Source organism: Prochlorococcus sp. MIT 1342 (assembly GCF_047304495.1).
In the GTDB taxonomy this organism is placed as follows: Bacteria; Cyanobacteriota; Cyanobacteriia; order PCC-6307; family Cyanobiaceae; genus Prochlorococcus; species Prochlorococcus marinus_D.
Genome location: NZ_CP138957.1, coordinates 1115542 through 1133955, shown reverse-complemented (window position 1 = coordinate 1133955; position 18414 = coordinate 1115542). Strand labels below are relative to the sequence as shown.

The window sequence follows — 18414 nt, the reverse complement described above, 5'->3', positions numbered from 1 at the left end:
CGCTATCAGTCGTCTGACCAGCCTTCGACTGCGATCGTCAGCGGCTCAACGCGACGACAACGCACGAGGGTGTGATTCACAGACGCAGGTCCCTCAAAAGAGAGATCCGCAACGAAGGTCGATAGCTTGACCTCAAGACTCTTTCGGGTCAAAAAAGGGCCGAACCAATAGGTGACATTTGGTTCACGGGTTTCAACCCTGGCCCACCAAGCCAAACCAAAGCCATTGACGAGGCTACGCAGGGGCCTAATCAATGAGCCCATGATTGAGGTTTGCGGATGAGCATTATTTTGCCTCGTCATGTTCCAATTGGTGTTCCGCTGTCGGCTGCCAAGGAATTTTTGGATCAACGCTGAACACTCTCTTCATCAGGTGATTGATCCTCACGAACGTCAAAATTGCAATCCTGACTGGTCAGCAAATCCTCATCCTCAATCGAAGTTCTTTCTGCCTGCAAATCCCCTATTTGGCGATCCATAGGTGGTTCATCATCTTTGGAACAAAGTTGCTGGTTAGCCAAGCTGGACGGCAAAGCCTCCCCAAACCGCTCAATCTCATCTGGCTGATGGATTGGCGAATGATTGGTCTTGGCAATGGGTTCTGACTCCACGGAAATGGAGTCGCAAGAGATGACCGGCAAAGGGCATTGAGGCCGCACGATCCTGGGGGATGGAGTTTGGCCATGAACCCCCTTCATCCAGCCACGACGGGCAACCTCGTATAAACACATCGCAGTAGCAACAGAGGCATTCAGACTGGGAGTAACCCCCCGTAATGGAACGCGTACAAGCTGATCGCAATGGCGACGAGTTAGGAGAGAGATCCCCTGCTTCTCTGATCCCGTTACGATCACTAAAGGTCCGTCTAAATCGACATCTGGAAGGGTGATGTCCCCTTCCTCCGCCAGGCCAATAACTCGATATCCCGCCTGCTTCAGTGCTTCTAAAGAGCGATTGAGATTCACGACACGCGCTACTGGTAGATGCTCCAAAGCGCCTGCTGCAACCTTGGCCACCGAACCAGTGAGACCAGCACTTCGTCGTTGTGGGAGAACAACTCCATGGGCGCCAAGAGCCTCTGCAGATCGAATAATGGCGCCAAGATTGTGGGGATCCGTTAGGCCATCGAGGGCAAGTAAAAGGGGCGATTCCCCAAGACCCGCACATCCCTCGATCAGACTTTGCAAATCAAGAGTCTCCGCTGCAGCAGTCTGTAGAACAATTCCTTGATGCACAGCACCACCTGTGAGTTGACCGAGACGAGCCCAGGTAACTTCTTCCACCAGTACTCCTGAGGATTTGGCCTCACGAAGCAATTGCAAAAACCTTGGTGCGCTTCGTAAATCTGATGTGCACCAGATGCGATGAATCGGGCGCCCAGCTTCCAGAGCAGCTTGGCTGGCATGACGTCCCCAAAGCAAATCATCGGCAGCAGCAGGTCCAAATGTTTCTGCCTCTGGAACGCGATCCGAAGTAGATGGATCGAATCTTTTTGAAGGCAATTGCCTGTCTGCAGGACGTGAACGTTCTCCCAAGGAGGGACGTCGCCCTAGCCGTTCATCGCTGCGACGTCGTGATGGTCTCTCATCACGAAATCGACGAGCCTCTTTTCTGTCAGTTTCACTTGCACGCCCTTGTTCAGAGCGAGGCCGATCCCGGCTAAAACGCCCCTGCTCAGAGCGAGAACGATCACGGTTAAAACGGCCCTGCCCAGAGCCTTCACCATTGAATACTTTTGAAGGGCTATCACCAGCTTCTCCATCAGGCCTGGAGCGATACACCCCTCGCGGTCCAGAGGAACGACCACCCGATGGGCGGCTGCCGGAAGAGCGGCTTCCATAAGCAGATCGACCAGAAACCCCATCGCCATCCCGTCGGATCCCACCAGGACGACCTCCTCTAGGACGACCACCACGAGGGGGGTTGCCTGAACGGCGATCAAAGCGGGAGCTCATAAGAAGAGAAGAAGCTATAGCAAGTCGTGTTCGGTCTCCTCCAGTTGATCCAAGAGCTGCGCAAGCCGCGCCGGATTCTGCAAAAAGAGCCAGCCAACCATTGTCTCAAACCCTGTGGCCTTGCCGTAGGTCGCTGCATCTCCACGGCGTGGTCCTCGTCCGGATTTGTTACGACCTCGCCGTACCAAATCCTTCTCAAGATCTGAAAGATGCGGATCTAAGCGAAGCAGAGCTTCTGCCTGAGCAGCGGCCTTAACCTCGTCAACAACAGCTCGGTGTAGATCTTCAGATCTGCCAGGTTGGTAACAATTACGCAGACGCTGATGCAATTCCCAAACAGCATCACCAAGCCAAGCCAACTGTAACGGTCCCAGTTCATTAGCACCGCCAATCGCTGACTGACTACGAATCCAATTGTTCAAGCTTTCAACTGATTTAAAGCCGTACGCAGATCAACTGCCAGGTGGAGAAAATCCTCAAGCCTCACAAGTTTCACAGTTTGGACGACCCTTGCATTGCCCACAAGGGCAAATGACCGTTTGGCATCGGTGCACTTCTTGGCAGTTTGAACCAAAGCCCCTAGGCCAGAAGAGTCAAGAAAGTCAATCTTGTTCAGGTCAATAACCAAAGGAGCAGCATTGGCCAAGAGCACATCCTCTACGTAGGTGATGAACTGCTTCTCGGAATAAGCGTCTAGCTGGCCAGTGAACTGGAAAACCAGACAACCCTGCCGACGTTCAAAACCCCCTCTTAGAGAAACGGTCAGTCGCTGCAATTCTGTGATGGGACCAGTCCCCCGGGACGCAATGGCACGAAGTGTAGTGATACTGAGTGATCCGCACCACGCTTCAGCGACGATCTGCCATCAGCTCAACAAAGTGAGCGAAGTGGTGGTCTGCATCATGAGGACCAGGACTCGCCTCCGGGTGGTATTGCACACCAAAAACAGGTCGATCCCGATGCGCTATCGCGGCAACAGTGCGGTCATTGAGATTGAGATGGGTCACAACCACGCTGACCTGTGACAGAGAGGAGGCGTCAAGTGCGAATCCATGGTTTTGACTGGTGATCTCCACCTGCCCCGTTGTGCCGCAGGGATGGTTGAGCCCGCGATGGCCATAGGCCAATTTGAAAGTACGGCCACCCATGGCAAGCCCAATAATCTGATGACCCAGGCAAATGCCAAACAGGGGGATATCAACCTTATTGAGAAGATCTTTAACCAGGGCAATACCACCAGTCACGGCAGCAGGGTCACCAGGTCCATTAGATAGAAAAACGCCCTCGGGTTGTGAACTCAACACGGTGGCTAAATCGGAACTGGCCGGCAGGACGGTGACCTCACAACCGTGAGCGACCAAACGGTCGAGTATGGCCCGCTTGATACCGAAATCAATCGCGACAACGCGATAGGGCGAATCAATTTGTTGCTTCAACCTTTGATCAAAGCCCACAGCACAAGTTGATCTCCAGAGGTATGGATCTTTCGTTGAGACCTGATCTGCAAGGTTTAATCCCTCCATCGATGGAGCCTGCTGCAACAGTTCCATCAGCTGCTTAGGGGTGGAACCATTGCTGCTAATGACCCCATTCATGGCTCCGACCTCGCGCAGATGTCTCACAAGCGCCCTGGTATCAACACCTGAGATACCAACAACTCTTTTCTCCTCAAGCCAAGTCTGCAGCGACTGTTGGCAACGCCAACTGCTCGGCGTTGGGGAGAGTTGACGGGCGATGACACCCCTTGCATGAGGCCGGGATGATTCTTGATCATCAAGATTTACGCCTGTGTTGCCCAACTCTGGATAGGTGAATGTGACCAACTGACCGGAGTAACTGGGATCCGTAAGGACTTCCTGGTAGCCCGTCATGCCGGTGTTGAAAACCACCTCGCCCATCGCGTCACCGCGATGACCAAAGGCCTCCCCCTCAAGCACCGTGCCATCAGCAAGCATCAAGAGCGCCGAATTTCGCGATGAAGCAATCATCAGCAGAAGGATCCCGAAGTCATCGCAGTCTCATTCTCCAATTTGATGATCAAGTGCCATGCGGAGCCCTTCTAGCCGTTGCCAGGGGAGGCCTTCCTGCAGGCAAGTCTTTGCAGTAGAAACACCTGCTCGTAAATCATCTTGTAGGCCAGCAGCCCAGAGCACTAGGGCTGTGTTCAATGCCACCACATCCCGTTGAGGGGCGGTGCCACCTCCCTGAAGTACAGCGGAAAGAATCGCTTGATTTGTTGCCAAATCACCACCCTGGAGAGCCTGCAAAGGAGCTCTAGTAAGCCCGAGTTCTGCCGAATCGATCGATGCTTGTCGCAAGTGACCATTCTCAAGCAAACGCATTGCATTGGCTCCCTCCAACGACGCTTCATCAAGGCCTCCAGCGCCATGGACAACAACGGCACGCTGCAAGCCAAGCCGTTGCAATGCTTCCGCCATTGGATTGAGCAGCTCAGCCTTAGCTACCCCGAGAACCTGGGCATTTGGTTGCAAAGGATTCACCAGTGGACCCAGAAGATTGAAGACGGTGCGCACTCCAAGGCTGCGCCGCAATGGGGCCAAGTTGACCAAAGCGGGGTGCCAGGCTGGGGCAAATAAAAATGTGACGCCTACCTCAACCAGGGCCTCCACCACGGAGACAAGAGGGGCCTTGAGCTGTAGACCCAGGCCCTCAAGAACATCTGCTGAACCGACTTTGCCACTTGCACTGCGATTGCCATGCTTAGCCACATTCGCCCCGCAGGCGGCAGCAGTAAACGCCACTGCGGTTGAGATGTTGAAGGTGTCTGCACCGTCGCCACCTGTTCCACAAGTGTCGACCATAGGGATGTCTGGCAATGGGCAAGGCAAGGGACAAGCACCTCGCAACACCTGGGCCATGCCTGATAACTCATTTCCTGTTACTCCCTTGGCTCGCAAAGCCGCTAGAAACGCACCGGTCTGCACAGGGGTTAGTTGTTCCGCCAACCAAGCCTCCATCAAGGCAGTTGCTTCCACCTCAGGAAGGTTTTGTCCCTCGAGCAACATCTCGAGGATTTGCGACCAAGAGGAAGAGGCAGTGGCTGAAGTAGGCATCGGAGCAGAAAAAAACCCGGGTGCAAAGCACTCCGGGCTGGGTGATGGGGACAACACCACTATCCCCTAAAACTTTGCTACTGGCGAGAATTTCTACAAGAGAACAGCAAGAAAGACCTCTGATCCATCCAAACGGCGCTATTGAAGCTTGATAGGAACGACTTTCTGATTGCTGCAACTAGTGCCAAGGCCAAAGGTCTCAGGCATTTAGCGCTGCGTCATTCAATCCCAAAAACTTAAGGATCTTGAGAGATTGATACTAAAAATCTTGCACCCCTGAAGGACGATGAATCGAATCGACAATCAGGGCATAGAGACCAGATTGACATCCGGAGCTCGTTCGTTAGTGAGCAGCAACGTTACTTAATCGCCAGCATTTACCTGGATTGGATGGTTCTAATGCGCATTAGCTAAGGATCTGTGATCGCAATGTTTCAAGAATCCCTCTAGGCTCGCTCATTAAACTGGCTGCATAGGTTGAACCATGTAGCGATATCTGCATGGCAGCATTTCGCCTCGATCTCATTGGTCGTTATCTAAAGCCCCATCGCCGCACTGTGCTGATGGGTGCAATGGCCCTCGTGGTGGTGAACATTGTCAGCGTCATCATCCCCCTAGAGGTGAGGCGCATCATTGATGATCTCCAAGAAGGCTTTGCCATCACTGACGTGATGCGTCAGGCCAGCTGGATTGTGATTCTCGCCAGCATCATGGGCGTCGTGCGTTTGGTGTCTAGGCAACTGGTTTTCGGTGTCGGTCGCCAAGTGGAGGTGGACCTGCGCCAGCGCATCTTTGACCACATGCTTAGGCAGGAACCAGGCTGGGTGCAGGAGACCGGTAGTGGTGAAGTCATCAGCCGCGCAACCAGCGATGTTGAAAACATTCGTCGTCTACTTGGCTTCGCGATTCTTAGCCTTACCAACACTGTGTTGGCTTACTGCTTCACTCTTCCCGCGATGCTGGCCATCGACCCAGGCTTAACCCTGGCCGCGATCTCTCTCTATCCAGTAATGCTTGGCACTGTGCGCCTGTTTGGGGGGCGAATGATGCGCCAACAAAAACGCCAGCAGGAAGCTCTATCAAGTCTCAGCGAACTGATCCAGGAGGATCTCTCAGGCATAAGTGCCATCAAGATCTATGGCCAGGAGCAACCTGAACAGGATGCCTTTGCTGAGCGAAACAATACCTATAAAGATAGTGCTATTCGCCTGGCACGAACTCGCAGCACCCTCTTCCCCTTGCTGGGTGGAATCTCCTCGGTTTCACTGCTCCTACTTTTGGCACTTGGCAGCGGTCAACTGGAACAAGGCACCCTCAGCATCGGCGGATTGGTGGCCTTGATCCTTTTTGTAGAGCGCTTAGTTTTTCCTACGGCACTACTTGGTTTTACCCTCAACACGTTCCAGACCGGACAGGTGAGCTTGGAGCGTGTGGAAGAGCTTCTGCAGCGCATCCCGATGATTCGCAACCCAACCACACCATTAAGCCTGGAGACGCCGCTCAAAGGTCGAATCGAAGCACGTGAACTGCGGATTCGTTACGACAAAAGCAAGACCGACTCGCTGTCGGGACTGAGCTTTGTGATCAATCCAGGTGAACTCGTCGCCGTGGTGGGGCCAGTGGGATGTGGGAAAACGACCCTGGCAAGAGCTCTCGGAAGGATGGTGGAAGTTCCAAGGGGGCAACTTTTCATTGACAACCATGATGTCAATGATTTGCTGCTCGAGGATCTGCGCAGCAATGTGGCACTTGTTCCGCAAGAGGGCTATCTCTTCACCAGCAGCCTCGCCGACAACCTTCGTTACGGCGATCCTCAGGCCTCTATGGAGCGAGTTGAAACATCTGCTAGGCAGGCCCGACTGATGGATGACATCAGGGGCTTCCCGGATGGATTGGAAACGCTTGTAGGCGAAAGAGGCATCACTCTCAGTGGCGGGCAGCGTCAACGAACTGCTCTTGGCAGAGCACTTCTAGTGGAGGCTCCTGTTGTGGTTCTTGATGACGCTCTAGCCAGTGTGGACAACAAAACAGCTGCGTCAATCCTGAGTTCGATTCGTGCCCAACAGAATCAGACAATCCTGATGATTAGCCATCAGCTTTCTGCGGCCGCTGCCTGCGATCGAATTCTTGTGATCGAACAAGGACGCCTGGTCCAACAAGGCCATCACACTGACTTACTTGCTGTCCAGGGACCATACCGCAGCCTTTGGGAACGGGAGCAAGCGAGTGATCAAATGGAAGCCGTTGCCTAAGCAAATCAAAGCTTTTATCAATGATATGGGATCATAACAATGGAAAGACAATTTGCACTCTGCTAATATAAATCCAATGATTTTTTAACGCACAGCGCTCTAAGAATAAGGCTTGTAGTGTTGCTATTTTCTTTTAGACTATAGAGCTATGCAAATTTAGTTTTTAGATAGTTGTGATGATAAAATCATTTTACCTTAATATGATTAGCCTCCATTGATTTGGCTTCCGTTAATTTAAGAAATTTTTGGTAAATCTGCATTTCACTTAACTTTATATTTCATGGTAGCCTATTATGTAGCCACTCATTATCAACCGAGCATCATGGGATCAATCACAGTTTTAAAGTTCAGCTCAGAGGATTGTGGCACTTGTCACCGTATGAGTCATTACGATGAGTCAGTCAGTAAAGAGCTTGGTTATTCTTTTGTGAATGTCATGCTTCAGGATACAGATGTTTATCGCCGCTACCGGCGATTGCTTCTTGTCCAATACCCAAATAAAGTAGGCATGGGTTGGCCTACTTACCTGATCGTTAGTGATCCAGAAGGCGAATTTACAATCCATGGTGAACTTAAAGGAGGAATGCCAAAGGGAGATTTTCGCAACAGACTGTCCTCAATTGAAATCAACTGATACACCTACTCTCTTTAATAATTGATCTTTATCTTGTTAGCTACTAAGATATATACATTTGCCTTACATGACAATTAGAACTTTTATTTATTTTTTAGCTTATCACTAATAAACTCACATTTTGGTTAGCCTAATTCTTAGCATGTACTTTTCTTTTTGTATGTTATGTCCATGTCATTTATCTTTCTCCCTCTGTAATAAAATCTCTCTTTGATGTATTTCTGTTCTTCCGTTGATAACCTTTATTATTGACTCTATTGTATGAATTTATGAGCTCTAAATCCTGTAGTTCTTGTGGTGGCTCTATGTTTAGGGCCGACCGTTCGCTTGCCGGTCGGTTGGTTTGCATGAACTGTGGAACTCCATTAGGGGCAAACACTAGTAATAGGCAAAGTCATCTATCAAGAAGGACTACCTTAAGTTCATCATTTAGATTACGCTGGCAGACAATACTAGCAATCTTTATCATAAGTTTATTAATTATATTAATTATGGCTTGATCGCTTAAATTCTAATCTAATTTGTCAAAAAACAACCTCATTACTTAATTAAACTCTAATAATATAGCGTTCCTATTATTTTAAAAGCAGCTTAATGCTAAAAAACATTATTATATGCCATTGAATGTTTACAAACTAACCTGGAATGAGTTGATAATATCCATTTACAAAAATAATTTCAAGCGGTGTTTCATAGAGTTTTTCTAGTGGTTCTGATTGTAGTAGATCATTAGTCGCTCCATCGCGAATGATTGCTCCTTTCTTTAGGAATATGATTCTTTCAATTTCTTTTACTATATCTTCTACTCGATGTGTTATTAGAATGATCGTAGTTTTGCCTTTACACAAGCTGCGAATGCATTTTAGTAACTGGTGCCTTGCTTTTAGATCCAGTCCATTTGTGGGTTCATCTAATATTAAAACTTCAGGTTCATTTATCATTGCCCTAGCTATTAATAGTCGCCTCCTTTCTCCATCTGATAATTGACCGAATGATCTTACATCGATGTCTTCAAGTCCAAGCTCTGAAATAAGGTTCTGTACTTTTTTGATCTCTTTTTCGTTCGGGCTACGGTTACGGTTAATTCCTATTGAGCCATAAAGTCCAGATAACACAACATCCTTAGCACTAATATAATCTGGTGTTCTTGCCTCCAGGTCAGTGGAAACCACCCCTATACGCGAACGAAGCTGATTTAACTTAATTGTTTGATTACCAAAGATTTTTAGCGTAGAGCCCCTTTTTACGATCGGATATATATTTCGTGTGATTAATTTTACCAGTGATGTTTTGCCAGATCCATTTGGCCCTAGGATTGCCGTGTTTTCTCCTTGCTTCAATGTTAAGGAGAGGTTTCTGAAAACTTTGGTAGGGCCAAGCCAGGCCTCTACGTCCTTAATTTCCAGCCATGGGTTTTCATCTTTCATCAGCTTTAGAGCAAAATTTCTAAAACTCTCTTGCTCCTTCATTATCTTCTTTCTTTCTTTTCAGTCAAGCAACTGCTGTCTTAGTTGTTTCTATGCAACAATAATATTTGACTTCTAGCTCGCGCTATAATCACATAGTTATATAAGCCATTCTCTTAACAGCCTTACCATATAAATGGTAAGGCAATTTTTTATTGCCTTTTTACTCTCTCTTCCACATCATTTTTCATATTATAACCTTTTCACTCCATTCCCGAAGAGATGTAGCTCTTACCCGAACGCCATATGACTTCTATCTACAAAGCTTTACCTGCTTATCCATGCGATAATATCCTAAGGATACCTTTCTATTGAATTTAACTTGTATTTGAATATTCTCTTCTTTCCACATAGAATGTTTGAAAGTAAAGTCAACTAATGAAACAGACAGTTTTCTATCGCCTCATTACTTTGAGCACATTCTTCCTTTCTTGTTATTCATGGTGGCTTCTTTATAATCAACAGTCTTTATGGTGGATCTTGCTAGGGTTAATGTTGCTTATTACAATACTTACTTTTGTTTATGGTTTAAAGTCTGTTCGTAGGATTCTAGCCGTTCCTGGCCTGAGTCTCCCAATCTCAGATTTCCTACTCACGGCTTCTGCTATTGGATATTTTGCTTCAGCTTTGGTTGGATTTATGATTTTAATCTTTCAACTCCCATTTCACGATAAAAGCTTTATGATCTTCCCCCTAATTATCGCTATTTTAATGTTTGGAGGTGCAACCATTGGCCTTTACCACGATCAAATTTGATTGGCTTTGATTTTTTTATTCTTATTTCTAATTTAATTTATTCTCTAATGGCTACATCTGTTTAAATATTCTATCCAATTTGCTATAGTGATCTTATCTCTAGCATCACTCCCTCTGCGACTTAAGTTTACTCCATGCAATCTGTTGATCCTAATCAACCTGTTTTAATCCTAGGTGGTTTCTTGATCACAGATGAGGCCTATGCCTCTTTGGCTAGATGGATTCAGAACAATCAAGGTTCGATTGTAAAGGTCGTACCTTCTTCTAAATTTGACTGGCTGCTCACTTCATGGGCCATTGGTTGGCGCAGACTCCTTGATCGAGTGGATGCAATTGTTCAAGACCTTCAGTCTCGATCCAATACAGGAAAGGTAACACTTATAGGCCATAGTTCGGGTGGTGTCATGCTTCGCCTTTATCTCGGAGAACATCCCTTTTCTGGTCGTGTTTATAGTGGATATAAATCTTGCAATCGACTCATAACACTAGGTAGTCCGCATCAAGCTGTTCGTGCCACCCCTCTGCGGTCCCAGGTTAATACTCTCTATCCAGCTTGTTTTTATGCTGATCATGTAGATTATTTTTCTACTGCTGGTCGATTATCACTCGACAGTCAAAATGCCAGCCAGTTTGCCAGGTATACCGCAGCTAACTCATATCGCAGCATCTCAGATGACCCTCTATTAGATGGAGACGGCTTAGTCCCTGTCAGCTCCGCACTTCTTACTCAATCTCGAAATCTTGTTCTCAATGACACAGCCCACGGAGGCCTCTTTGGCGCTACTTGGTATGGCTCAATAGAGCGAATAGAACAATGGTGGCCTTCCGCTATGGGATATGCCTAAGGCATGAAGGTTTTAGTTTCCGTAGTATTTTCCTGAATACTTAAACAGTTAAATATTCTTGTCTTCTTTTCATTTCGCAGTATTGGCTAGTTTTTTCCACACCATCTTAAAACTAATAAGAATTATTTCTGAGAGTTCTCTCTTGTTGTGTTGATCCACTGATTCACCTTGAACAATTAATGTTCACTAGACTCCTGTGTTTCTTTCATGCTTAGCATCCGTTGAATAGGAATAAAAGCCTTTTGACGTAACTCCTCTTCGATTTCTATCGATGGCTTCATTGTGCTTAAGCAGCTCCATAGCTTTTCTAATGTATTCAATCGCATATATGGGCATTCATTGCAACTACATCCGTCAATACCTGGAACATCCATAAATTCTTTCTTTGGGTTCCTTAATTTCATCTGGTGTAGGATTCCTGGCTCTGTTAGTACGATAAACTTTGTGCATGAGCTTATCTCTGTAAATTCAAGTAATTTGCTCGTTGAGCCAATATAATCCGCCAACTCTAGTAAATTTTCTAGGCACTCCGGATGGGCTATTACCTTTGCTTCGGGGTGCATGATTTTTAATTTTAGTAGAGCTTCTTCGCTGAATGTTTCATGCACCATGCAGCGTCCAGGCCAGATCGTCAGTTTTCTTCCGCTCTGCTTTTGAACCCATCTGCCCAAGTTTTGATCTGGAGCAAAAAGGATTGGTTGATCCTTCGGTAATTGATTTACAAGTGCTACAGCGTTGCTACTTGTACAGATTAGATCGCTTTGGGCCTTAACAGCAGCTGTGCAGTTGATATAGCTCACCACAATGTGATCTGGGTGCTTGTCTCTGAATGCAGCAAACTCATCGGCTGGGCAGTCATCAGCAAGGGAGCACCCCGCTTCGAGATCTGGTAGCAATACAATTTTTTCCGGGCTGAGAATCTTTGCTGTTTCAGCCATGAAGTGCACCCCGCAGAACACGATCACATCAGCATTTGTGCTAGCAGCTCTACGTGATAGTTCCAGGGAGTCCCCAATGAAATCGGCGATGTCTTGGATCTCTGGATCCTGGTAGTAGTGAGCCAGGATCACGGCATTGAGTTTTTTACGTAGCTCAGCAATGGCAACCTTTAATTCTTTCCTAGTTGATGGCACTGGAGAGACCGTCTTGGCGGTGCAAACAGCGGTCATTCGGACCATCTAGGGCAGTATGGCCATAGCCTAGACATTTGCCACGTCACACCAGAGCCTCGCCATTGTTGGAGACCTCCATGGTGTTTGGACACCTGATGATCAGTACTTACTGACTGAACTTCAGCCAGATGCTGTGTTGTTTGTAGGTGATCTCAGCGAAGGTGATCTCAAGTTGGTCAAAGCAATACAACAGCTCGCTCTGCCGACAGCTGTCATTCTTGGTAATCATGACCACGGACGTGATCACAGCGGCGCAGTCCTCAGACGTCAATTGACCTTATTGGGCGACCGTCATTGCGGTTGGAGTTTGCGCCAATGGCAGTTTCCACCGATTGCTGTCGTTGGGGCCCGCCCTTGTAGTGCTGGTGGTGGCTTTCACCTCGCCAAAGCCGTTCAGGCGGTTTTTGGCCCGATGTCGGTCAGTGAATCTGCTGACCGTATTGAGGCCGCTGCGAAGCAGGCACCATCCCAATGGCCCTTAGTGATATTGGCTCATTCCGGTCCGACGGGCCTCGGCTCTGATGCTCAGAGCCCTTGTGGTCGCGATTGGAAAGTTCCCGCTCTCGATTGGGGCGATCAGGATCTTGCGATGGCCCTTGATCGCATCCGTAAGGATCGTTTGCCAGATCTGGTTGTCTTTGGCCACATGCATCATGAACTCAAACGCGGATCAGGTTTGCGGCAAACATGTGTTCAGGATCGCTTTGGCACTGTCTTTCTCAATGCCGCTTGTGTACCGCGGCGTGGAAGTGATTCCTCTGGTCGTCAGTTGTGTCACTTTTCCTGGGTCGAGTTCCTTGATGGACAGCTCAGTCAGGTGAGCCACCGTTGGTTTCTTCCAGATTCATCCTTGGCCTATGAACAGATTCTTTTTGAAAGAGCAACACCATTGGTGACACAGTGCTGATTTACCTCTGCTTGAGCAGCCATGGCTATGGCCATGCAGCACGCCAGGCAGCTGTTCTTATAGAACTGCATCGTCTTCAGCCTCAATGGCGATTCGTAGTGAGTACGGATGTGGACTTCCAATTCCTCAACCTTGCGCTGCAAGGTGTCCCTTTCGAACACCGCAAACTGCGCTGGGATGTGGGCATGGTTCAGGCGAATGCCTTAGCCATTGACCAAATGGCCACTCTCAAGGCTTTGCAGGAACTTGAACAACACATTCCTGCCCAAATTGCGGCTGAGGTCTCTTGGATCCAGTCTCAACAGATGTCGGTGCTTGTACTTGCTGACATTCCACCTGCTGCTGCTGAGTTAGCTGATCAGCTTGGTGTTCCTTTGGTATGGATGGGCAACTTTGGTTGGGATGAGATCTACGCCCCTCTAGGAGATTCTTTTCTTACCCATGCTGAAGCTGCGTCAGCTGAATACTCACGTGGGCAGAAGTTGTTACGTTGCCCATTCTCACTTGCAATGGACTGGGGGCTACCTGAACAGAGCCTGGGCATAACTGCGTCCTCACCTCGTTCACTACCGCTAGGACTCCAGCAGAAACTTGAATCTTTTCAAGGTCCAATCGTGATGGTGGGATTTGGCGGGCTGGGTTTGGCACTCGACTCAGAGTTGTTCCAACGCTGGCCTGATCACCTCTTTTTGATGCCCAAACGACGATCTGTTGACCTTTTTCTGAGCATGCAATCACCTGACAATGTTTTGTATCTACCCAGGTCAATTCGAGTTGTCGATGCTCTTCCTTACTGCTCTAGGCACCTTGGGAAGCCTGGTTACAGCAGTTTCTGTGAAGCCATCAGCTTGGGTGTCGGCCTTCATGTGGTTCTTCGAGAAGGCTTTGCAGAATCGGTAGCACTGATCAACGGCTTACAAAGCCATGCAGCCCATCGGCTGCTTGAGCGCGAGGCCCTCGAGCTTGGAGAATGGGAGTTAGATCAACCCTTGATACCAGCTTCTCAGCAACCGCTGGCTGTCGATGGATCCGTGGCGGCAGCAAGTGCTGTAGTTGAACTGGTCTCTTAATCAGAATTACTAATCAAAAATCTTAGATCGTTCAATAAGCACAACGCTGATTCTTCAACTTGGATTTCAGCGATCTTTGGGCCCAAATCAACCATTGCCGCATGTGGACGATCCTCGCACCGGCACACGAGGGCTGTCCCTTTGGGTCAGCTTCGTCAAAGTCAACCCGATTATTAAATAATTTGGTTTAATAGTCACCCTTGGCTCATCGGCAACTCCCATTCGCTTCTGGGAATTGCCCAAACCTTCCCCCCATTCCAAGGGTTTTTATTCTCTGAATGCAACGAATGATCGCTCCCGCATCGACTGTCTATCGTCTTCTATCAGTAGTCGCAGCTGGTTTTCTCCCTTTCTCAATAGCAGCTGGAGCAGCGCAAGCAACCAATACCCATATCCCTCTCCCTCCTTCACTTCCATCTCTTGAGCTAACAGCACGTTCCCAGTCGCTAAGTAATCCAGAACAGGTTCCCTCAGCGGCATTGCCATATGTGATCACCCCGGAGCGGCGGGCCCTTCTCAACACCATTCGCTTTGCAGAAGGAACTTGGAAGAATGGGCATGACCTTGGTTATCGAGTGATGTTTGGTGGAGGTCTCATGGCCTCATTAGATCGTCATCCCAATCGAGTCATTTACTCCTCTCGATATGCAAGTGCTGCAGCAGGGGCTTATCAATTCATGCCTTTTACCTGGGACATGGTGACCCGCAGTCTTGGTTTGCGTGGTTTTGGTCCAGAAGTTCAGGATCAGGGAGCTCTCTTTCTTGTTCAACGTCGCAAGGCTTTAGGTCTTACCGATTCAGGGTTTATGACCCCTCTATTAGCAGCAAAACTTGCGCCTGAATGGGCTTCATTCCCCACTCTGAGCGGCAGGAGTTACTACGGCCAGCCTGTCAAACGCTTTTCCAGCTTGCTTGGTTTCTACAAGTTCAACTTGGCGCAGCTCAGGTCGATCAGGGATCAGCGCCGTCATGATCTTGCGGCACCTGGTAATGACGCAGCTAGGAGACCTGTCTGCAAACCCCCCACAATTCTTTGCAGCATTCAAAGTCGCTGATATCAATTGAAGCTAAGGCTCTGACTCTCGCTTTTGCCTACCCCCCAATGTTGCTTGAGCAATAACGTATGCCGCTACAGCTCCTCCCAAAAAGCCCAGCCCGTTGCGAAGGAGTGGTAGAAGATCGCTAGTACGCGACACGACAGGGGCAATCCCGAAGATTCCAAACAACATGATCCATAGCGGGGAAGCGAGCAATAACCAAGGCCAAGCGATCAGTTCACCTTCTTTCCTGGGGTAGGAAGCAAAGCCAGCAACCAAACCACCAAGTAGCGATGTGGTGAATGTCAACAACCATTGCTCCAATGGCAGCCCAGGTACAAATTGACAACCACCTCGATCCAAACAGGTTTCTACGGCATTGAGTGAATCGAGGATTGCGATGTCCTCGCCATGATCCTTCACGTAAAACTGGTTCCCATAGCGGGTTTGCAGCTCTACCCAGTAGGTACGAGGCATTAGTGCATATAACGCATCACCCACGTTGAAGTTGAGAAGATTTCCACCGCGTGGGTCGGCGACAATCAGCAAACTACGTTCATCAAGCCCCCAGTACTCTCGAACTGCAAGCCCAGGAGTTCGTTCGTACTGGGTCAGTACACGTAATTTCCAGCCTGTTCTCGTCTCATAGTCGTCTAGTGATTTTTCCAGGTTGGTGAGTTGCTTTTCGCTGAAGACCTTCGCCAGATCAACCACTGGTGTTTGCTGCTGGGGAAGGAGTTCAGGATTGTCGTAGGCGTAAACCGATCCTGCGCAACAAAGCAAGCAAAATAACCATGCCAACAGGCTTTTCATGATTTTTCGCCTCTGATGTGCTCCCATGGGCCTGTTTCAGTGACAGGCATTCTCTCGAATGGATCTCTGCTCTGTGCCTTGTCCAGCTTGGTTGGTCAACCGAATAGTTCAGGCTGGAGGGAGCATCAGCTTCCATCAATATATGGACTGGGCCTTGCATGACCAAGTCTATGGGGCCTATGCCTCCGGTCAGCTTCGTATTGGTCGTCAGGGTGATTTCGCGACTTCTCCTTCCTTAGGAGCTGACTTTGCCCAACTTTTGGCCATACAACTGGTTGATTGGTTCCAGCAACTTCAGCAGCGTGTTGACAAGGGAAAGTCTTTATCGTTGATAGAGGTGGGGCCTGGTGAAGGCGATTTAAGTGCTGATCTGATCTCAGCCCTGGAGGATCTGTGCCCAGCGCTGATACCAAGACTGGAGCTGGTTTTGGTGGAGAGCAATAAGGCCATGGCCTTACGACAACGAGAGCGACTGAAATCTGTCACCAGTGTGCCGATTCACTGGCGAAGTCTTAATGAGTTGGCTCAAGCTCCCGCTATCGGCGTGATGCTTGCTCATGAAATGTTGGATGCTCTGCCGGTGGAGCGGTTGGTGTGGCGCGATCAACGTCTATGGCGGCAGGGTGTTTGTCTTGAGAACGTCGATTCGGTTGCTCATCTTCGCTTCACTGAGCTTTCTCTTACAGACGCTTTGCATTCAGCTTTAACTGAGGCCCGAATGTGTTTGGGCATTCAGATCCCCCCTCCTGATGCTGCTGATGGTTGGTGCAGTGAATGGCATGGTGAACTGAAATCGTGGTTGAGTCAGGCAGCCTCTGCTCTGCTTTGTGGCCCCTTACTTGTCATCGACTATGCCCTCGAGGCCCGTCGTTATTACAGCGCGATGAGACCCTGCGGAACTCTGATGGCTTATCGCCAGCAGAGAGCTAGTGGTGCATTGCTTCAAGATCCCGGTCGGTGGGATCTCACTGCACATCTGTGTCTCGAAACTCTTCAACACCAGGCCGAACAGCAGGGTTGGACCTTCCTCGGTGAGTCTCGACAGGGGCAAGCACTCTTGGCACTTGGCTTGGCAGAGAGGCTTCATGCTCTCCAAAGTCTTCCTACCAGTCAGCTCTCTGCTGCCCTCAATAGAAGGGAAGCACTGTTGCGTCTTGTTGATCCAGTCGGCTTGGGAGAGTTTCGTTGGTTGGCTTTTGAGTTGAGGCCTAAACCATCTCTTGATGCTGAGGTCGGTGAACTTCGCTGCCGGTTCCTAGAGGACCCAGTTAGCTGAGCTCTGATAGGCATTTTCGGATTTCTTCTCTGCTTACGTCATTTTTGATTTCGACGTTGCCAATGCCGGTAGGAATCACAAAGCGAAGCTTTCCATCTTTGACCTTCTTATCCCCTTGCAGGGTATACAGCACCTCCTCTGGATCTAGCTTGGGCCAAGCAATCGGCAGCCCTGCCTTTGCGATCAGCGACTTTTGCCTGTTGGCATCATCCCTGCTCCAGCTCTGTCGCAACACCGCCAGCTCCCCAACCGCCACCATGCCGATGGCGACAGCTTCACCATGCAGCCAGGTTCCATAGCCACAGAGGGTTTCCACCACATGCCCGAAGGTGTGCCCGTAGTTAAGGATGGCGCGCAGCCCGCCCTCTCGTTCATCTGAGCTCACCACTCTCGATTTCGCGAGTGCTGAACATTCGAGAATTTTCTCCAGAAGGTCTTGATGGAGTTGTGATGGTGTGTCTAGTTCTTGAATGCCTTCTAGGAGTTGAAAAAGTGCTGAATCACCGATCACCCCGTATTTGATCACTTCGGCCATCCCTGCGCGGAATTCACGTTCTGGCAATGTTTTCAGAGTTGAGGGATCGATTAATACAAGCCTTGGTTGGTGAAATGCTCCGATCAGATTTTTCCCGCCCGGGTGATTGACGCCTGTCTTGCCACCAATCGCGGCATCCACCATTGCCAGAAGGGTTGTAGGAAGTTGCACCACCGAGATACCTCTTAGCCAAGTAGCTGCTGCAAATCCAGTCATGTCGCCCACGACCCCACCGCCAAGAGCAACCATCAAGGATCCTCTTTCTAGCTTTGCTTCATAGGCTGCATCGTGAATTAACGCCACGCTCACTGGCGTCTTTTGATCTTCTCCGGCCTCGATCACCAGCAGAGTGGGCCTGAAACCGCTCTCCTTAAGGCTTTGGAGGCAAAGATCACCATATGGCTCAGCAACATCAGCATTGCTTACAACCAATACCTTGATTCCCTCTTTCAGCCCAGCACGGCGAAGCTCCTTACCAATACCCCGCAAGCCTTCCCCCCCAATGACCACCTCGTAGGGCTGGTGGCTCAGTGCTACTGGGATGCGTTGGGCGTCGATATTCACGAAAGCGGACATGAAAGAGCAAGTCTGCTGATCTCAGTTTGCCGGGTGGCATCAAACGC

Annotated in this window: 18 protein-coding genes; 8 read left to right on the top strand and 10 right to left on the bottom strand. The window is 49.1% G+C overall.

The genetic code is table 11. The features are described from left to right. Positions 1-5: 5 nt before the first annotated feature. The 6 genes from SIB79_RS05910 to trpD form a co-directional block, all read right to left on the bottom strand. Positions 6-263: a DUF1816 domain-containing protein gene (locus SIB79_RS05910; protein ID WP_063404119.1), complete on the bottom strand. Its 258-nt coding sequence runs from the start codon at positions 261-263 to the stop codon at positions 6-8. 83 nt (positions 264-346) lie between these two features. Then, positions 347-1954, bottom strand: coding sequence for a 23S rRNA (guanosine(2251)-2'-O)-methyltransferase RlmB (rlmB, locus tag SIB79_RS05905; protein ID WP_063403930.1), 1608 nt, complete (start codon positions 1952-1954; stop codon positions 347-349). Positions 1955-1968: 14 nt separating this feature from the next. Further along, the gene (locus tag SIB79_RS05900; protein WP_063403931.1) at positions 1969-2376 is read right to left on the bottom strand and encodes a Mini-ribonuclease 3; all 408 of its coding nucleotides are present in this window, start codon (positions 2374-2376) and stop codon (positions 1969-1971) included. Next, positions 2373-2729, bottom strand: coding sequence for an STAS domain-containing protein (locus SIB79_RS05895; protein ID WP_081215514.1), 357 nt, complete (start codon positions 2727-2729; stop codon positions 2373-2375). The genes SIB79_RS05900 and SIB79_RS05895 overlap by 4 nt, the downstream gene beginning before the upstream one ends. A 73-nt stretch (positions 2730-2802) precedes the next feature. Then, positions 2803-3942: a glutamine-hydrolyzing carbamoyl-phosphate synthase small subunit gene (gene carA, locus SIB79_RS05890; RefSeq protein ID WP_063403932.1), complete on the bottom strand. Its 1140-nt coding sequence runs from the start codon at positions 3940-3942 to the stop codon at positions 2803-2805. 30 nt (positions 3943-3972) lie between these two features. After that, complete coding sequence (trpD, locus tag SIB79_RS05885) at positions 3973-5028, bottom strand: anthranilate phosphoribosyltransferase (protein ID WP_063403933.1); 1056 nt, start codon at positions 5026-5028, stop codon at positions 3973-3975. A 20-nt stretch (positions 5029-5048) separates the two neighbouring features. Between trpD and SIB79_RS05880 the strand changes: the two genes are divergently transcribed. The 3 genes from SIB79_RS05880 to SIB79_RS05870 all read left to right on the top strand — a co-directional run bounded on the left by SIB79_RS05880 (position 5049) and on the right by SIB79_RS05870 (position 7914). Further along, complete coding sequence (locus tag SIB79_RS05880; RefSeq protein ID WP_268873547.1) at positions 5049-5180, top strand: hypothetical protein; 132 nt, start codon at positions 5049-5051, stop codon at positions 5178-5180. A 348-nt stretch (positions 5181-5528) separates the two neighbouring features. Beyond that, the gene (locus SIB79_RS05875; protein ID WP_063403934.1) at positions 5529-7280 is read left to right on the top strand and encodes an ABC transporter ATP-binding protein; all 1752 of its coding nucleotides are present in this window, start codon (positions 5529-5531) and stop codon (positions 7278-7280) included. A 322-nt stretch (positions 7281-7602) separates the two neighbouring features. Then, positions 7603-7914: a TlpA family protein disulfide reductase gene (locus tag SIB79_RS05870; protein WP_196757629.1), complete on the top strand. Its 312-nt coding sequence runs from the start codon at positions 7603-7605 to the stop codon at positions 7912-7914. Between the two features lie 635 nt (positions 7915-8549). Here SIB79_RS05870 and SIB79_RS05865 read toward each other — a convergent pair. Further along, a complete protein-coding gene (locus tag SIB79_RS05865) occupies positions 8550-9383 on the bottom strand; it encodes an ABC transporter ATP-binding protein (protein ID WP_081215673.1) in 834 nt (277 codons plus the stop codon). Positions 9384-10270: 887 nt separating this feature from the next. On the opposite strand from SIB79_RS05865, the gene SIB79_RS05860 reads away from it, so the two are divergent. Further along, positions 10271-10981: a lipase family alpha/beta hydrolase gene (locus SIB79_RS05860; RefSeq protein ID WP_063403936.1), complete on the top strand. Its 711-nt coding sequence runs from the start codon at positions 10271-10273 to the stop codon at positions 10979-10981. A 176-nt stretch (positions 10982-11157) separates the two neighbouring features. Here the strand turns inward: SIB79_RS05860 and nadA are convergent, their stop codons facing one another. Beyond that, the gene (gene nadA, locus SIB79_RS05855; RefSeq protein WP_413681162.1) at positions 11158-12150 is read right to left on the bottom strand and encodes a quinolinate synthase NadA; all 993 of its coding nucleotides are present in this window, start codon (positions 12148-12150) and stop codon (positions 11158-11160) included. Positions 12151-12214: 64 nt separating this feature from the next. Here nadA and SIB79_RS05850 point away from each other — a divergent pair, with 64 nt between their 5' ends. The 3 genes from SIB79_RS05850 to SIB79_RS05840 all read left to right on the top strand — a co-directional run bounded on the left by SIB79_RS05850 (position 12215) and on the right by SIB79_RS05840 (position 15185). After that, entirely contained in the window at positions 12215-13060 is an 846-nt protein-coding gene (locus SIB79_RS05850; protein WP_074161344.1) for a TIGR04168 family protein, read from the top strand. Next, positions 13054-14130, top strand: coding sequence for a hypothetical protein (locus SIB79_RS05845; RefSeq protein WP_063403938.1), 1077 nt, complete (start codon positions 13054-13056; stop codon positions 14128-14130). Before SIB79_RS05850 ends, SIB79_RS05845 begins: the two co-directional genes overlap by 7 nt. A gap of 278 nt (positions 14131-14408) precedes the next feature. Then, positions 14409-15185 (top strand): glycoside hydrolase family 104 protein, encoded by a 777-nt coding sequence (locus SIB79_RS05840; RefSeq protein WP_063403939.1) that lies wholly within the window; start codon positions 14409-14411, stop codon positions 15183-15185. A gap of 12 nt (positions 15186-15197) precedes the next feature. Here the strand turns inward: SIB79_RS05840 and SIB79_RS05835 are convergent, their stop codons facing one another. After that, positions 15198-15980: a TPM domain-containing protein gene (locus tag SIB79_RS05835; protein ID WP_236072658.1), complete on the bottom strand. Its 783-nt coding sequence runs from the start codon at positions 15978-15980 to the stop codon at positions 15198-15200. A gap of 58 nt (positions 15981-16038) precedes the next feature. On the opposite strand from SIB79_RS05835, the gene SIB79_RS05830 reads away from it, so the two are divergent. Then, on the top strand, positions 16039-17256 hold the full coding sequence (locus tag SIB79_RS05830; RefSeq protein ID WP_063400461.1) for a class I SAM-dependent methyltransferase: 1218 nt from the start codon (positions 16039-16041) through the stop codon (positions 17254-17256). On the opposite strand, the gene aroB is transcribed toward SIB79_RS05830, so the two are convergent. Further along, entirely contained in the window at positions 17249-18367 is a 1119-nt protein-coding gene (aroB, locus tag SIB79_RS05825) for a 3-dehydroquinate synthase (RefSeq protein WP_063403941.1), read from the bottom strand. The two genes, SIB79_RS05830 and aroB, sit on opposite strands and share 8 nt — an antisense overlap. Positions 18368-18414: the final 47 nt, after the last annotated feature.

Excerpts from the sequence above, each read along its gene's own strand:
- SIB79_RS05910 (WP_063404119.1), bottom strand. The coding sequence starts at position 263 with ATGGGCTCATTGATTAGGCCCCTGCGTAGCCTCGTCAATGGCTTTGGT.
- rlmB (WP_063403930.1), bottom strand. The coding sequence starts at position 1,954 with ATGAGCTCCCGCTTTGATCGCCGTTCAGGCAACCCCCCTCGTGGTGGT.
- carA (WP_063403932.1), bottom strand. The coding sequence starts at position 3,942 with ATGATTGCTTCATCGCGAAATTCGGCGCTCTTGATGCTTGCTGATGGC.
- trpD (WP_063403933.1), bottom strand. The coding sequence starts at position 5,028 with ATGCCTACTTCAGCCACTGCCTCTTCCTCTTGGTCGCAAATCCTCGAG.
- SIB79_RS05875 (WP_063403934.1), top strand. The coding sequence starts at position 5,529 with ATGGCAGCATTTCGCCTCGATCTCATTGGTCGTTATCTAAAGCCCCAT.
- SIB79_RS05870 (WP_196757629.1), top strand. The coding sequence starts at position 7,603 with ATGGGATCAATCACAGTTTTAAAGTTCAGCTCAGAGGATTGTGGCACT.
- SIB79_RS05865 (WP_081215673.1), bottom strand. The coding sequence starts at position 9,383 with ATGAAGGAGCAAGAGAGTTTTAGAAATTTTGCTCTAAAGCTGATGAAA.
- SIB79_RS05860 (WP_063403936.1), top strand. The coding sequence starts at position 10,271 with ATGCAATCTGTTGATCCTAATCAACCTGTTTTAATCCTAGGTGGTTTC.
- nadA (WP_413681162.1), bottom strand. The coding sequence starts at position 12,150 with ATGACCGCTGTTTGCACCGCCAAGACGGTCTCTCCAGTGCCATCAACT.
- SIB79_RS05840 (WP_063403939.1), top strand. The coding sequence starts at position 14,409 with ATGCAACGAATGATCGCTCCCGCATCGACTGTCTATCGTCTTCTATCA.
- SIB79_RS05835 (WP_236072658.1), bottom strand. The coding sequence starts at position 15,980 with ATGAAAAGCCTGTTGGCATGGTTATTTTGCTTGCTTTGTTGCGCAGGA.
- SIB79_RS05830 (WP_063400461.1), top strand. The coding sequence starts at position 16,039 with ATGGATCTCTGCTCTGTGCCTTGTCCAGCTTGGTTGGTCAACCGAATA.
- aroB (WP_063403941.1), bottom strand. The coding sequence starts at position 18,367 with ATGTCCGCTTTCGTGAATATCGACGCCCAACGCATCCCAGTAGCACTG.